Here is a 14,417-nt window from a genome sequence, read left to right as displayed (position 1 = left end):
ATTTCCGATAATAATTGTTTAAATGTTTCACTTTTCGTTGTTACTATTTCTGAGGAAGAAATCCCTTTTAATTGCTGGAAATCAAAGATTGCCTTAGAAGTATGAACATCATATTTGCCATTGACAATTATTGAATCATCAAAGACGCCCTTCAAAAGTATCTGAACTAGTCCTACATCTAAATCTAAATTCTTTTGGTTCTTACCTACCGAATATCTAATCCTAATATTTTCAAACATTTTCCCCCCCCCCACTGTTTTATATGAATCATAAATCTCAAATAAGTAATTATTGTTTCATAACAAAAAAATCCAACAGGTATTAGTTTTTTTAAAACATTAGTACACAGTGACTAGGAGGTAACAGCTTTTCATGAGACTGTAAATAATTTGTGAAAAAAATATTTCTAGTATCAATTTAATTGATGGCTACTATAGTGTTGAAAACAGGGATATTAGAATCAACAAAGAAGGTTTCACTAGGTATATTAAGGGGTCATCAAGCACACTAAAATGTTAATTAAACTAAAGTGATAAACGAAGTTGAAACTAACATACATTATTATTACAAATTGTGTATCTTCTTATTAATTGAATCAAGTCTAGGCACCGCACCATGCATACCAAAGAGATAATAATTTTCAAAATTTTCTCTTGAAATATGAGGTTTAAATTCTAATAAAGAATACAAATCTCGAATAACTTTTTAGTGCCTTGAGATTCATCATCAAAATCAATTGAATAATATTTATCTGAATCAGATTTATAGACGAATAAGATTTTTGTTTCACTTAATCCAATATTGAGAATTTTTTCTAAATCGATCTCCTTGTTTGCAAATGTTGGATTGGACTCTTCGACTTTTATATCAACTATATCTATTCCTGCTGCATTTAGAAGTTCAACTATGTTTTTTTATTTTGTTCATTTTCTAAAAGCAAATGGTAAGTCGACACTCTTCTATGAGTTTCAAAATCATCATTAGAGCCAATTATTTCATTCATTATTTCTAATAGCTGATTACTATTTAAGCTAACTACAGTCGACAAAAATAATTTATCTTCTCGAGTTTGGTTTTTCCAACTAGTTTTTTCACCCTTTAAATAATCTCTTAAGTTCCAATCATATAAATCAGATTCTCTATCGTATTTTCTATGAAACCATGTCTGAGCCCTACCCTTAGGATAAACAAACAACCATTCTTCATATATTCTTTTTGAATCATACGAAAACCCATAATCAACACGAACTGGCACTTTCAAACCATTATTATTTGTAAATTCCACAACAAGTGAAATTTCGAATTCTGTTGGCAAATTTTTACTTTGCTCATCGAATGCAAAGGACTTATATAAAAAACTTTCTGATGGTTTTTTATTTATAGAATGAACAATTATTTTTCTAAAGGCCTCAAGGGCTAAAATCACATTTGATTTCCCAGAAGCATTAGCTCCGTATAACTGCTGATTTAAGTAGGCCAGGAACCCCAGGAGCATTGCTACTAAAACAATTCTCAGGTAGCTCAACTATCTTTTCCTTAACGAGGGAGAGAGTCTGCTCATTCTTTAATGATTTGAAGTTTTCTACTTTAAATTGAATTAACACCATAACAACCCGATAAAAGTACAAATTAAAGTAAATTTAACCTAAAAACTTGAGTTCATTAGGGCTAAAGGTGAATTCAAAATAATTTTATACCCCAAATCAGAGACCCAATATCCTCTTAGCCCTCTCAATTACTGGTTTATCTACCATCTGCCCATTTAGACTAAAGGCTGACTCGCCGTGTACTGCCACAGCATCCATCACAGACTGGGCCCATGCGAGCAAATCTGGGTCTACGGCAAACACATCCTTCACAACCCCAACCTGCTTAGGATGAATGCACAAGCCTCCAGCAAATCCCATGCCTTTAGTAAATTTCAAACGAGACGCATAACCGTCTACATTTTTGTAATCGGCGTATACAGAAGATAATGGACCTTGAATACCCGCACAGCTACTTGCTATTGCAAGGTCGGCGTAAATCCTCTTCATCAAAAACTCAAGCCCCGCATCTATCTCCACGTCAGAGCCGGCAACAGGCAACCCCATCGAAATTCCGAGATCGAGCTCGCCGATGGACATAGCCAACGTGCCAGAACTACTAGCAATTTCACGCAAAGCCACCAGCCCACGAGCAGTTTCTATCAACGCAATAACCCGCAATCCTGTTCGCTCATAAATTGCACTCACCTGATCGGCGGTCTCTACTTTAGGTAACATCACACAAAATAGTTTAGACTTAAACTTTTCGCATAACGCCAAATCGTCCTCATGCCATTGGGTGTCATCGCTATTCAAACGAACGCATAGGTTCTGTTCCGAAGCAGTCTCTAGATAATCAGCCAAAGCATCACGTGCCGCAGCCTTTTCCAAGGGACCGACGGCATCTTCCAAATCGATAATTACAATATCCGCACCCGTCGCAACAGCCTTTGAAATTTTATCTGTACGGGTCGCAGGTACAAACAGTCCGCTTCTTATAATCGCACCCATCAGATAACACCCTTAGATTTCATTTCGCTAATACGATCGCTTGCAAATCCAAGCTCCTCCAAAATCGCTTCCGAATGTTGACCTAAGCCAGGTACAGGATCCATGCGGTATTCGAACTTATCATTAACTCCTGGTGGCAATGGTGCCACCACCTCACCCACAGGTGTATTCACCATTCTCCATCGATTGCGAGCTTTGAGTTGCTCGTGTTCCCATACGTCATGCATATCGTTCACAGAGGCATTTGCGATTCCACATTTATCAAGGCGTTCTATAAGCTCATCCTTGCTCATAGCAATCAATTTGCCCTTTATCCTTATATCAAGGTCTTCGCGATTTTTTTGTCTTAGATTATTTGAGGCATATCTCTCATCGTAAGCCATATCAGGCTCCTCGATAACTTCCTCGCAAAACTTCACCCACTCACGTTGGTTCTGCAGACCGAGCATCACAGTTTCATCATCTGCAACTTGAAATGGACCATATGGATATATAGTCGCATGATGAGCACCAGCACGTGCGGGCGGCTCAGCTCCATCAAAAGCATAATACAAAGGAAAGCCCATCATCTCAACCATAGTCTCAAGCATGGACATATCGATATGAGAGCCCTCACCAGTACGCTCACGTAACATCAATGCCGCCAGAATATTTGAATAAGCAAAGAAACCTGTGCTTGAATCAGCAATAGATATTCCTGCTTTAGTCATTTCTTCAGGCGTTCCAGTAACCGATAAAAATCCACTCTCACTTTGTACAAGCAAATCGTAAGCCTTTTTCTGCTCATATGGACCACCTTTCCCATACCCAGAAATATCACAGCAAATCAATCGAGGGTATCGATCACGCAACTGATCATACGATAGACCAAGTCGCCCTATTGCTCCTGGTGCTAAATTTTGTACCAACACATCTACCTTTGGGAGCAAGGATTCAAGCACCTCTTGAGCCACATCTGATTTTAAATCCAATGTCAGACTTTCTTTTGAGCGATTAATCCACGTAAAGTGAGAGGACATACCCCGAACGCGATCGTCATAGCCACGTGCAAAGTCACCCACCCCTGGACGCTCCACCTTAATAACTCGTGCACCCATATCTGCAAGTAGTCGCGTACAAAACGGTGCCGCAACCGCATGTTCAAAACTAAGAACCAATACCCCATCCAAGGGGCGAATATTACCTTGATTCATAAGAAATCATGCCCTCATGTGCAAGAACCCCGTCCTGTTCTGCCCAACACACTGACGTAACTGAACCCCCTTCTGTAGGCAATTCAAAATCTCCACCCACCCTATATGGAATATTGCAAATTATTGGACGCACACCTCTGTACTTATACCTAGATACACGCACTTCAGGGTGTGCCTGCTCAAAGCCCTGAACAACAAAAGTTGCTGTTAACGGTCCATGTACAACTAAATCAGGGTATCCTTCCACCTTAGTTGCATATGGCACATCATAATGAATGCGATGACTGTTCGCAGTGACAGCTGAATATCTAAATAACATAGTCGGTGTTGGCAATATTTCCGTACTCCATGCCCCCTTGCCCGTATGCTCCTTTCCGTGCAGCTTAGGAGGAGTTGGTTCGCGATAAACAATATTTTGAAGCTCTCTCACAGCCACTTCACCATCCTGCACCACTTCATGTTCAACACTAACAAAAGTCAGTTTTCCCGTAGTACCTTCTTTAATCTTTATATCTGATACACGCGATTTACGAGTCGCCTCTTTTCCGACAATCAAGGGCTTCAGAAATTCAACATCTCCACCCGCCCACATGCGATTCGTACTCTCAAGCGGTGGCAAAAAGCCTCCAGTAATTTCATGTCCATCTTTTCTGGTGTGCTCATACGTAGCCATTTGATTAAAAAAACACCAATGCCATAAATGTGGCAATGCCTCCCCCTCCATCGGCACGTCCACATCTAAAGCCCGTGCGATTTTATGAGCATGCACTGAATCTAAAATTTGAGTAGTTTCAGAAGTATTCCCTACCCATGATGAAAAATCTTTTGACATTCTCGATTTCCATAATTCACAACAACCTTTAGAATATGTAACATAATGTATTCTGTCAATTAGTAAAGGAACTTATTTTGGACTCATCTTCACAAATCAATAACTATATGGACATTCGCGAAGGCATTCGCGATTTAATGTTAAATTTCCCTGCTGAATATTTCAGACGCATTGACGAAGAGCGTGGTTATCCTGAGGAATTCGTAAATACATTGACAGAAGCTGGTTGGCTTGCTGCCTTAATTCCAGAGGAATTTGGCGGTTCTGGGCTGACATTAACTGAAGCAACTGTAATTATGGAAGAGATAAATCGTTGCGGAGGAAACTCAGGTGCGGTACACGGTCAAATGTACAACATGGGCACATTGCTCCGACATGGTTCCGACGAGCAAAAGCAAAAATATTTACCTAAAATTGCAACTGGCGAATTGCGCCTTCAATCTATGGGCGTTACCGAGCCAACATCTGGTACAGACACTACAAAAATTAAAACAACTGCTGTAAAAAAAGGCGATCGATACGTAGTGAACGGCCAAAAGGTCTGGATTTCCCGCGTGCAACATAGCGATTTAATGATATTGCTTGCACGCACAACACCCCTAGATCAAGTAGAGAAAAAATCACGAGGCATGTCTATTTTTTTAGTAGATATAAAGGAGGCTATGTCCTCGGGAATGTCCGTTCAACCTATTCCCAACATGGTTAATCACGAAACAAACGAATTGTTTTTTGATAATCTTGAGATACCTGCAGAAAACTTGATTGGCGAAGAAGGCATGGGTTTTAAATACATTCTCGATGGCCTAAATGCTGAACGCACATTGATTGCAGCCGAATGCATTGGTGACGGATATTGGTTTATTGATAAAGTTTCTTCCTATGTTAAGGAGCGCGAAGTTTTCGGTCGTCCAATAGGACAAAATCAGGGAGTGCAGTTTCCCATTGCCAAAGCATATATTAATATCGAAGCTGCAAGCTTAATGCGTTATGAGGCCAGCCGCCTATTCGATGCGCATAAACCGATGGGAGCTCAAGCGAATATGGCCAAACTTCTTGCTGCGGATGCATCTTGGGAGGCCGCTAATTGCTGTTTACAATTTCATGGTGGATTTGGCTTTGCAAATGAGTATGATGTGGAGCGTAAATTCCGCGAAACGCGTCTTTATCAAGTAGCTCCAATATCTACTAATTTAATTTATTCCTATATCGCCGAACACGTGCTTGGATTGCCTCGCAGCTTTTAGTAATATGTAATCTTGGATTAAAGCATTATGAGGATAGTGTGAAACATCGACACTTAAATCATGAAAATTTTACCCTAGCAGCTATTGATGACATCATTAGCCGAGGAGATAGGTATGATTGGCGTGACTTGTTGTACGAGATGTCACAAAATCACGAAGTAATAATTCCTAAGATTCTAAAGGTCTGCGAACCTAAAATCGTGGACCCTTACGCACAAAGATATATTCTGTGGTACACATATGCAAAAGCAAAAAGAGAAGAATTTTCAAATAAATCTAAAAATTCTTCTAAATGATGTCCCATTTATCGTAAAGCTTTTCAAGCTTACTTGATGATATCCTAAAACCCGTTCCATGGTCATGATATTTGAAAGCGGCTTTGCCGTTAAGATCCGCACCAATTCTAAAATCAACTTGGATATGACCCTCTCTTAAAGCGTATATGAATTTGTTAAAACTGAAATCAAAATAGCATTTGAAATTAGTGTAATTAATTAATTCTAATCCAGCAGAATTATGTTTAATGTCAGCTGTACATAAAACAAGATTTGTGAGTTTTTTTTCTGTACTTTTTTTAAGTGATTCAATGGACCATTCAGCTTCTTTTAATTTTTCCCCAGTAGCCGTATTTTCAACCTCCACGTTTATGAATTGAGGGTTAGCAAAATCATCAAAACTTAATGAGAACAAGTATTTTCCATGTATTAGAGACGGGGTATTCATATATAAAGAGCAATATAAACGAGAAATTCCATCATTTGAATCAATGCGGTTGTATTTATTAAATAGCTTCCTGTTGCCTCTCCTAGCTGTTGCCTTACTAAATAAAGAAACTACACTTGAAGTATTAGAGCGACGGGCCTTAATTTCAAAATCTAAAAAATCAGGTAGCGATAAATTGTTTTCTTTAATACCTAATAGGTCTTCTAAGGTGTTACCGATTGAGCCGTGTTTGTTAGAGGGCCTGGTATTTTCAACCCACCCCAAATTTTTAATTTCTCTTAATTTTCGTACTAATTCTGGGTAACTCTTTGGGGCGGATTTCATTAAATTGACTCCTCAGGTAAAAGTGATCTAGGACTTACATGAAGAAATTTTGAAACCTTATTAATGTGTTCTAAATTATATTTAGCATTATGATTCGGGCTTTCAATGCGGCCTATAAACCCAGCTGATACACCAATACCTTGAGCTAAAGCTAATTGAGAAATATTTTTTTCTTTTCTCAATGTTTTAATTTTTTCAATTACATATAAATCAAAAGCTGACTTCAATTCATTCTCCAATGATGATAAGGTTAAAATGATTTGATAAAATCTTCACTTACCTATAAGTAAGCATTGCCACATGATCGAACTAAATAAAATTTATAACGAAAGCTGTCTTGAAACTTTGTCACGTATGGAGGATAAAAGTGTAAATCTAGTAATTACATCACCTCCTTACAATATGAATTTAAGAATTAGAAATGGAAATTATTGTTCGCGACAAATAGTGGAGGAATTTAGTACTAAATATTCTGGATTTAGTGACAACATGCCTATCGAAGAATATTTCCAATTTCATTTATCTGTATTAAAGGAGTTACTCAGAGTTTCTGAACTTGTTTTTTATAACATTCAAATCGTCACTGGAAGCAAGCGGGCAATATTCCGTATTATGGGCGAATTAAATGAACAATTAAAAGACATAATCGTATGGGATAAAGGGGTTGCCCAGCCAGCTATGGCTGAGAGAGTATTAAATAGGCAATCAGAACTCATTCTTGTCTTTGAATCCGAAAATGCCATTAGCAGACAATTCAAAAATTCAAATTTTGAAAGGGGCACACTAAATGATATTTGGCAAATTAGAAGAGGTACTAAAGATAAATTTACTAAGGGCCACTCAGCCGTGTTTCCAGAAGAATTGGTAGAAACTATATTGATAAATTTTTCAAAAGAAAATGATATTGTCTACGACCCATTTATGGGCACAGGCACAACAGGTTTGGTTTGTAAAAAAATGAATAGAAACTTTATAGGAAGTGAACTCATGAAATCATACGCAGACCAAGCAACTGAGCGCATCAACAGTTTCACACAGCAAAGCCTTTTAAGTGCGTAAATTCAAAACAGTTCGGTTTGGTGGGCATTGCCACTTTGATTTAAAGATTGTTGATCGGCATCGGCCGCCTTTTTTGACGCAAAATGATCACGTATTGCACGAAGTTTACGCCCTCTGCAAAGCGTGATCACCTTTCTCTTTTGCGAATTAGAGAATGTGTTCCAGTTGAATCGCTCATCGCGTGACCTGTAGCACCCCTGACAAAACCCACGACTATTAGCCTGGCATACGTTGATGCAAGGGCTTGGAATATCAAAGAGTTCCTCTTGTTCCATGTCAGTAAAGGATAGTGCCTATGTCAGTCCCTATTTTACTTGAATGTTGAAGTATGACTTCGGAGACGCCCGATTCAATGGCAGAGAAGGCATTGTCGAGCTTGGGGATCATGCCTTCAAAAATAATGCCCTTAGCTTTAAGCTCTTCGTATTCTGCTTGCGACATGCGTTTGATTAAGCTTTTATCATCGGATATATCCCTCAAAACGCCTAGCTTATCGAATACATAAATCAATCTTGTTTTCGTACCCGTGCGCGCCTCCATTTCTGTGGCAATGCCCCTGGCTATAGTGTCTGCGTTTGTATTCAAAAGTTGTCCATATCCATCATGAGTGATTGCGGATAAAACAGGAACGAATCCAGAATCAATCAAACTCTTTAGTGATTCTGTGTTAATAGACCCTTCGATAAGATCCCCAACAAAACCGTAGTCGTTTGGAGTACTTGGTCGCTTCGTGCAGCGAATAATTCCGCCATCTGCTCCACACAAACCAATCGAATTAATTCCGAAAGACTGCAATTTAGCTACTATTGTTTTATTAATCCAGCCTGCATAGACCATGACAGCCACACGCAGCATCTCTTCTGAAGTAGTGCGACGGCCGTCAATGAATTTCGTTTCAATATTTAGTTGATTGGCTAATTCAGTAGCTAGAACGCCACCGCCGTGAACGATTATTTTAGGACCCTTGAGAGAAGAAAGAGATTTAAGAAATCCATCCAATTCGGAGGGGTTATTAATAACATTGCCACCGATTTTAACTATAGATAGTTTAAGCATAAACTAATTCTCAATGCATTTGCGAAGTGCTGAAATAAGCATATCGCACTCATCCTGCGTAACACATAGAGGTGGCAATAATCTCACGATATTCTGCTTAGCATTTCCCGTAAATATATGATGCTGCTCGAGCATGGCTTTGCGAAGCGGAGCCACATCGTACTCAAACTCAAGCCCTAGCATCAAGCCTCGACCTCGCAATTCAATCGACTCAATGTCACGTAAACCTGCAAGCAATCGCTCTCCCATACGAGCCGCATTCTGCACCAAACTCTCATCAGCTATCACATCGAGAACTGCGATTGCTGCGGCACAAGCAAGATGATTGCCGCCGAAAGTAGTACCCAGCATTCCCTTGGAAGCTTTAAATTTAGGAGCTATTAGAACGCCACCTATTGGAAAACCATTGCCCATACCCTTAGCGACAGTCACAAGATCCGCCCGCACACCAGATTTAGAATGTGCAAAAAATTCACCGCATCGTCCATATCCGCTTTGAATTTCATCGAGAATTAAAACAACTCCATGCTTATCACAAAGAGTTCGGGCTGCCTTTAGATACTCGATTGTGGGCTCATATATACCAGCCACACCTTGAATACCCTCGATAATTAAAGCCGCTGCATCACCCTTATTTAAAGCATATTCCAATGCAGCTATGTCATTTAAAGCAACGAATTCAACTTCATGACAACTATTAAAAGGTGATAAGATTTTTGGATTATCCGTAATCGCAACGGCCCCCGAAGTACGTCCATGAAAAGCACCTTTCATCGCAATCACTTTAGAGCGACCAGTATGAAAAGAAGCGAGCTTTAAAGCATTTTCATTTGCTTCTGCTCCACTATTGCAAAGAAACAAGGAATGATCAGGATAGCCGCTCGCCTCGCCCAATTTCATGGCAAGCTCTTCCTGCAGTGGATTCTGCACAGAGTTCGAATAAAACCCGAGCTTCAAAACTTGCTCAGAAATCGCCTCCACATACCGCGGATGCGAATGTCCAATAGAGATTACCGCATGACCTCCGTAAAAATCCAAATATTTGCGACTTTCAGAATCCCAAACGCTTGCACCCGAAGCACGCACAGGACAAACAGGCATCAAAGTATAAACATCAAATAGCTTCATAATCTAAAAAGCCGTACCCTTAAGCTGCAATCCAAGCGTCTCATCCAATCCGCACATCACATTCATATTCTGCACAGCCTGACCCGAAGCCCCTTTGAGCAAATTATCGATAATAGAAGTCACATGCACATATCCATTGTGAAATTCCACATGCAGCAAACATTTATTAGTATTTACGACCTCTTTAAGACTCACTTGCTTATCAGAAACATGTACAAACGCACTGCTCTCATAAAAGTCGCAAAAGTGCTTGATTAGGGCCTCTTCAGACATAGTGCCATTCCATTTTGTATATACGCTTGCAATAATACCGCGAGTAAATGGTCCTCTCATAGGCACCCATTGCAAAGGTGGCAATGCCCCCGCTTTCTCTCCATCTGCCCTTCCCTCTACAGCCACTGCATTCAAGGCACCCATAATCTCTTCAATATGCTGATGCTCGAAATTCTTATATATAGTCACATTTGCTTCGCGATAACTATAGTGCGTCCAATCATTAGGTATGCGACCAGCTCCAGTAGAACCAGTCACCGTATGAGCATGCATATCATCAACGATAAGCCCAAGAGCCGCCAATGGAGCCATTGCAAGAATAATCGATGTAGCTAAACACCCTGGATTAGCAACACTATGTGATTTACGAATTCTTGCTCGATTCAACTCCGTAATACCATAGATAAATTCGCGATCATCAAAACGTGGTTTGTTTCGGAAATCATTGCCAAGGTCGACCAATCTACAATCCTGCGAAATGGAATGCGTATACAAAAATTCTTGAGATAGCCCGTGACCCAAGCACAAAAATAAAACGTCCGCATCACCCACTTCACGCGTGAATTTCAGATCTGTCTCTCCCAACAAATCGCGATGCACGGTGTCAATACGCTCGCCCGCACTCGAAGTCGACGACACAGACTTAATTTCTACTTGCGGATGTCTCACCAATAAACGCAAAAGTTCTCCAGCTGTATATCCCGATCCTCCAGCAATTGAAACTTGAATCATGATCTATCCTTCTTAAGCATGCCTTTAGCGATAGGCACAAATTTCTTTGTATAAGAGCCAACAGTTTTCACTACTCCTTTCGGTTTTGTAGCAGGGTCAAATAGCAGCCCCGTACATAGGCACATCTTATTATTATTGCGCTGCAAAATGTCGTAGTTTCTACAGCCCGCACAGCCCCTCCAAAATTCTTCGTCCGCAGGCAATTCAGAGAAGGTCACTGGCTTAAAACCAAGCTCCGTATTCATCTTCATCACAGCCAAGCCAGTGGTTATGCTTATAATTTTCGCTTGCGGATATAGTTTACGTGCATGCTCAAATATGCGTTTTTTTATGCGACGTGCGCTGCCTTGATTTCTATAATCGGGGTGCACAACAAGCCCAGAATTAGTAACAAACTTATTATTACTAAAAGTCTCGATATATGAAAAGCCTACCAGATGCTTACCATCTAAAGCAATAATGGCCTTTCCGCTATCAATTTTATCCGTAATATACTCGGGCGTTCTTTTGGCAATGCCCGTGCCTCTAGCCAGTGCTGATGTATAAATTAACTGGCAAATATCTTGCGCATATTTTGCGTGTTCTTTTTGGGCAATTTGAATTTCGACGGCCATATAACTATTTTGAGAAGTACTTAAGTCTCACATAGTCATATGTTAAATTATAAAAATACGTAAACAATAGGTAAAACACTATATAGCCCGCATCAAACACTAGGGCTTCTACTAAACTCATATCCATATACCAACATATTATCGGTATCGTAAATAGAAGCAATGTCCCTTCAAATCCCACCATATGCAGAATTCGGACGCCCTGAGTTTTGCTCAGTCCGCGTTTAATCAGAAACATATCGAAAAGAGAATTATATGTATAGTTTAGAATTAAAGCGATTACCGCAATCACAACCGTGATTACACCAACATCAAAAAGAGGCTGTCCATAAAGCCAGCTTATAAGCGGAGCAGAAAGAACAATTCCCAAAAATTCAAAGAGGGCCGCATAGAAGACCCTCTCGGCAGGACTCTTATCGTAAACTCTCTTTAAATCTATGTCCTGCCCATCAATATCTTGGGCTTGGGTGGCAATATCCTCGTGCACTATCGAACTAATGTATTTTTACCAAACAAACTCTCCACAAGTTCGCAAGCTATATTAGCTGTAAGGTTTTGTACATCAAGTGCAGGGTTTAGTTCAACAATATCAAGAGATGCTACATGACCCGTGTCAGCAATCATCTCCATGCAAAGCTGTGCTTCGCGATAATCAGGGCCTCCACGAACTGTTGTACCAACTCCAGGAGCAATCTCTGGATCTAGAAAATCCACATCAAAACTCACATGTAAATGATATTCATCAGTAAGCCCCTCTAGAGCATATTCCATAGCTTCACGCATACCTATCTCATCGAGCTTGCGCATATCGAAAACAGGATAGCCCGCTTCATGCACCATCACCTTCTCGATTGTGTCTACGCTTCGTATGCCGATTTGAAAAATTTGATCGGATGTGAGGGCGGGAACAACTCCACTTAATTCGATCATTTCACGAGGGCCACGGCCAAACAAGCAAGCCACAGGCATGCCGTGCATATTTCCGCTTGGTGTAGACTCAAATGTATTAAAGTCCGTATGAGCATCAAGCCATATCACACGAAGCTTCTTTCCAGCCTCACGACAATATCGAGAAACCGCACTAATTGAACCGGCAGCAAGACAATGATCGCCTCCGAGCATGATTGGGAGATTGCCTTGTTTTAGCTCATCATACATGGCATCGTGCGTTAAGCGATTCCAAGTAACTACTTCCTCGAAATTGCGATACCCACCTTCAGGCGGACGCACTGGATTAACGGGTCCATGAAGATTACCGCGATCTAAAACTTCAAATCCCATCGCAAGTAATCTATCACTTATTCCTGCTACGCGAAGAGCCTCAGGGCCCATTGATGAGCCCCTATGCCCCGCACCAACATCTGTAGGTACACCAACTAATGCGATTTTTTTATTCATATTAATAAATAACTCGTGTTTTGATTGTTCCGTCGATAGCTTTTAATTTTTCAAGAACTTCTTTAGGGTCAGTCACGTCTACATCCACTACGACATAGCCCACTTCTGCATTTGTTTGAAGATATTGGCCCAAAATGTTAAGGCCGCTTTCGATAAACACCTTATTGACCTCTGCAAGCACACCAGGCTTGTTTGTATGGATATGCATAAAGCGACTCGCACCTTTGTTAGGAGTGAGGCTCACTTCAGGGAAATTTACTGATGTAATAGTAGAGCCAACATCAGAGTAAGCCACTAATTTGCTCGCTACTTCAGAGCCGATATTAAACTGTGCCTCAACTGTAGAACCCCCGATATGCGGCGTAAGAATGACATTTTCAAATGCACGCAAAGGCGATACGAATTCTTCTTGATTAGATTTCGGTTCTTTAGGGAATACGTCGATTGCAGCACCTGAAAGATCGCCCTTCTCAAGAGCCGCTGCCAATGCATCGATATCTACAACAGTACCGCGAGCTGCATTGATTAAAATACCGCCTTTTTTCATTTTGGCAATGCGCTCGGCACTCATCAAGTTTTTGGTGGTTTCATCTTCTGGCACATGCAAGGTAACGATATCGGACTGAGCTAGTAGGTCGTCAAGATTGGTGATCTCGTGAGCATTGCCAATTGGGAGCTTGGCTTCGATATCATTGAAAAACACTTCCATACCCAAGGCTTCAGCCAACACGGAAATCTGTGTACCAATATTTCCATAACCGATAATGCCTAATTTTTTACCGCGAACTTCATGGCAGCCCTCAGCGGATTTCTTCCATTCACCTCGATGAACCTGCATATTAGAGGCAGGAATTTTACGCATCAAAAGAATCATCTCAGCAAGCACAAGCTCCGCAACAGACCTTGTGTTTGAGAAAGGTGCATTAAACACTGCGATACCTCGTTTAGTGGCAGCCTGTAGATCTACTTGATTCGTACCGATACAAAAGCAACCAATAGCGATTAATTTCGGAGCTTTAGAAATCACTTCTTCTGTAAGCTGAGTTCTGGAGCGGATTCCAATAATATGCGCATCTGCGATAGCGTTTAAAAGATCATCGCCTTCGAGAGCTTTTTTGTGATAATCGATATTTGTATAGCCGTTACGCCCAAGCACTTCAAGAGCATTTGGATGCACGCCTTCTAACAAGACGATTTTAATTTTGTCTTTATCAAGAGAGAACTTTTCCATGAGAACACCTTATAAAAATATGTGGTAATTATAATCCTAAAAAACGAAGCCCCCAGACTTCGTAAAGATAGGG

The 14,417-nt window shown here is 40.4% G+C and carries 18 protein-coding genes; 3 read left to right on the top strand and 15 right to left on the bottom strand.

Annotated elements, in window-relative coordinates; genetic code table 11:
- The 5 genes from T432_RS08015 to T432_RS0106925 form a co-directional block, all read right to left on the bottom strand.
- The coding region (locus T432_RS08015) for a hypothetical protein (RefSeq protein WP_044971219.1) at positions 1-239 on the bottom strand (239 nt) is incomplete at its 3' end.
- A gap of 665 nt (positions 240-904) precedes the next feature.
- Positions 905-1,525 (bottom strand): AAA family ATPase, encoded by a 621-nt coding sequence (locus T432_RS08010; protein ID WP_028884702.1) that lies wholly within the window; start codon positions 1,523-1,525, stop codon positions 905-907.
- Positions 1,526-1,703: 178 nt separating this feature from the next.
- Positions 1,704-2,537: an HpcH/HpaI aldolase/citrate lyase family protein gene (locus T432_RS0106935; RefSeq protein WP_028884701.1), complete on the bottom strand. Its 834-nt coding sequence runs from the start codon at positions 2,535-2,537 to the stop codon at positions 1,704-1,706.
- A complete protein-coding gene (locus tag T432_RS0106930) occupies positions 2,537-3,730 on the bottom strand; it encodes a CaiB/BaiF CoA transferase family protein (RefSeq protein WP_028884700.1) in 1,194 nt (397 codons plus the stop codon). Before T432_RS0106930 ends, T432_RS0106935 begins: the two co-directional genes overlap by 1 nt.
- Positions 3,717-4,562: an HTD2 family dehydratase gene (locus T432_RS0106925; RefSeq protein ID WP_028884699.1), complete on the bottom strand. Its 846-nt coding sequence runs from the start codon at positions 4,560-4,562 to the stop codon at positions 3,717-3,719. Before T432_RS0106925 ends, T432_RS0106930 begins: the two co-directional genes overlap by 14 nt.
- Positions 4,563-4,669: 107 nt before the next feature.
- Between T432_RS0106925 and T432_RS0106920 the strand changes: the two genes are divergently transcribed.
- Both T432_RS0106920 and T432_RS0106915 read left to right on the top strand, forming a co-directional pair.
- A complete protein-coding gene (locus T432_RS0106920) occupies positions 4,670-5,806 on the top strand; it encodes an acyl-CoA dehydrogenase family protein (protein ID WP_015551954.1) in 1,137 nt (378 codons plus the stop codon).
- A gap of 38 nt (positions 5,807-5,844) precedes the next feature.
- The gene (locus T432_RS0106915) at positions 5,845-6,102 is read left to right on the top strand and encodes a hypothetical protein (RefSeq protein WP_028884698.1); all 258 of its coding nucleotides are present in this window, start codon (positions 5,845-5,847) and stop codon (positions 6,100-6,102) included.
- Here T432_RS0106915 and T432_RS0106910 read toward each other — a convergent pair.
- Both T432_RS0106910 and T432_RS0106905 read right to left on the bottom strand, forming a co-directional pair.
- Complete coding sequence (locus T432_RS0106910) at positions 6,095-6,853, bottom strand: MvaI/BcnI family restriction endonuclease (RefSeq protein ID WP_028884697.1); 759 nt, start codon at positions 6,851-6,853, stop codon at positions 6,095-6,097. The two genes, T432_RS0106915 and T432_RS0106910, sit on opposite strands and share 8 nt — an antisense overlap.
- Positions 6,853-7,080, bottom strand: a complete 228-nt coding sequence (locus tag T432_RS0106905) for a helix-turn-helix domain-containing protein (RefSeq protein WP_028884696.1) — start codon at positions 7,078-7,080, stop codon at positions 6,853-6,855. Before T432_RS0106905 ends, T432_RS0106910 begins: the two co-directional genes overlap by 1 nt.
- Positions 7,081-7,153: 73 nt before the next feature.
- Between T432_RS0106905 and T432_RS0106900 the strand changes: the two genes are divergently transcribed.
- Positions 7,154-7,912, top strand: a complete 759-nt coding sequence (locus T432_RS0106900; protein WP_028884695.1) for a DNA-methyltransferase — start codon at positions 7,154-7,156, stop codon at positions 7,910-7,912.
- Positions 7,913-7,914: 2 nt separating this feature from the next.
- Here T432_RS0106900 and T432_RS0106895 read toward each other — a convergent pair whose 3' ends face one another.
- From T432_RS0106895 to serA, 8 genes are read right to left on the bottom strand one after another with little or no spacing between them, the layout of a single operon-like run.
- The gene (locus T432_RS0106895) at positions 7,915-8,187 is read right to left on the bottom strand and encodes a DUF1289 domain-containing protein (RefSeq protein ID WP_028884694.1); all 273 of its coding nucleotides are present in this window, start codon (positions 8,185-8,187) and stop codon (positions 7,915-7,917) included.
- A gap of 1 nt (position 8,188) precedes the next feature.
- Positions 8,189-8,968 (bottom strand): acetylglutamate kinase, encoded by a 780-nt coding sequence (argB, locus tag T432_RS0106890; protein WP_028884693.1) that lies wholly within the window; start codon positions 8,966-8,968, stop codon positions 8,189-8,191.
- 3 nt (positions 8,969-8,971) lie between these two features.
- Positions 8,972-10,096: an aspartate aminotransferase family protein gene (locus T432_RS0106885; RefSeq protein WP_028884692.1), complete on the bottom strand. Its 1,125-nt coding sequence runs from the start codon at positions 10,094-10,096 to the stop codon at positions 8,972-8,974.
- Between the two features lie 3 nt (positions 10,097-10,099).
- Complete coding sequence (argC, locus tag T432_RS0106880) at positions 10,100-11,101, bottom strand: N-acetyl-gamma-glutamyl-phosphate reductase (protein WP_028884691.1); 1,002 nt, start codon at positions 11,099-11,101, stop codon at positions 10,100-10,102.
- The gene (locus tag T432_RS0106875; protein WP_028884690.1) at positions 11,098-11,715 is read right to left on the bottom strand and encodes a GNAT family N-acetyltransferase; all 618 of its coding nucleotides are present in this window, start codon (positions 11,713-11,715) and stop codon (positions 11,098-11,100) included. Before T432_RS0106875 ends, argC begins: the two co-directional genes overlap by 4 nt.
- A gap of 4 nt (positions 11,716-11,719) precedes the next feature.
- Complete coding sequence (locus T432_RS0106870) at positions 11,720-12,202, bottom strand: PACE efflux transporter (protein ID WP_044971216.1); 483 nt, start codon at positions 12,200-12,202, stop codon at positions 11,720-11,722.
- Positions 12,202-13,113, bottom strand: coding sequence for an arginase (gene rocF / locus T432_RS0106865; RefSeq protein ID WP_028884688.1), 912 nt, complete (start codon positions 13,111-13,113; stop codon positions 12,202-12,204). Before rocF ends, T432_RS0106870 begins: the two co-directional genes overlap by 1 nt.
- Before the next feature lies 1 nt (position 13,114).
- Positions 13,115-14,344: a phosphoglycerate dehydrogenase gene (gene serA / locus T432_RS0106860; protein WP_028884687.1), complete on the bottom strand. Its 1,230-nt coding sequence runs from the start codon at positions 14,342-14,344 to the stop codon at positions 13,115-13,117.
- Positions 14,345-14,417 lie beyond the last annotated feature (73 nt).

It is taken from the genome of Taylorella asinigenitalis ATCC 700933 (assembly GCF_000687755.1).
Classification (GTDB): Bacteria; Pseudomonadota; Gammaproteobacteria; order Burkholderiales; family Burkholderiaceae_B; genus Taylorella; species Taylorella asinigenitalis.
Note: the sequence above shows the minus strand (reverse complement) of the source record. Positions and strands in the feature narration are given on the sequence as shown.

What these genes read in the sequence shown, in the direction of transcription:
- T432_RS0106910 (WP_028884697.1), bottom strand. Translation starts at nt 6,853, where the DNA reads ATGAAATCCGCCCCAAAGAGTTACCCAGAATTAGTACGAAAATTAAGA.
- argB (WP_028884693.1), bottom strand. Translation starts at nt 8,968, where the DNA reads ATGCTTAAACTATCTATAGTTAAAATCGGTGGCAATGTTATTAATAAC.
- T432_RS0106920 (WP_015551954.1), top strand. Translation starts at nt 4,670, where the DNA reads ATGGACATTCGCGAAGGCATTCGCGATTTAATGTTAAATTTCCCTGCT.
- T432_RS0106925 (WP_028884699.1), bottom strand. Translation starts at nt 4,562, where the DNA reads ATGTCAAAAGATTTTTCATCATGGGTAGGGAATACTTCTGAAACTACT.
- T432_RS0106935 (WP_028884701.1), bottom strand. Translation starts at nt 2,537, where the DNA reads ATGGGTGCGATTATAAGAAGCGGACTGTTTGTACCTGCGACCCGTACA.
- rocF (WP_028884688.1), bottom strand. Translation starts at nt 13,113, where the DNA reads ATGAATAAAAAAATCGCATTAGTTGGTGTACCTACAGATGTTGGTGCG.
- T432_RS0106900 (WP_028884695.1), top strand. Translation starts at nt 7,154, where the DNA reads ATGATCGAACTAAATAAAATTTATAACGAAAGCTGTCTTGAAACTTTG.
- T432_RS0106895 (WP_028884694.1), bottom strand. Translation starts at nt 8,187, where the DNA reads ATGGAACAAGAGGAACTCTTTGATATTCCAAGCCCTTGCATCAACGTA.
- T432_RS0106930 (WP_028884700.1), bottom strand. Translation starts at nt 3,730, where the DNA reads ATGAATCAAGGTAATATTCGCCCCTTGGATGGGGTATTGGTTCTTAGT.
- T432_RS0106885 (WP_028884692.1), bottom strand. Translation starts at nt 10,096, where the DNA reads ATGAAGCTATTTGATGTTTATACTTTGATGCCTGTTTGTCCTGTGCGT.
- serA (WP_028884687.1), bottom strand. Translation starts at nt 14,344, where the DNA reads ATGGAAAAGTTCTCTCTTGATAAAGACAAAATTAAAATCGTCTTGTTA.
- T432_RS0106875 (WP_028884690.1), bottom strand. Translation starts at nt 11,715, where the DNA reads ATGGCCGTCGAAATTCAAATTGCCCAAAAAGAACACGCAAAATATGCG.
- argC (WP_028884691.1), bottom strand. Translation starts at nt 11,101, where the DNA reads ATGATTCAAGTTTCAATTGCTGGAGGATCGGGATATACAGCTGGAGAA.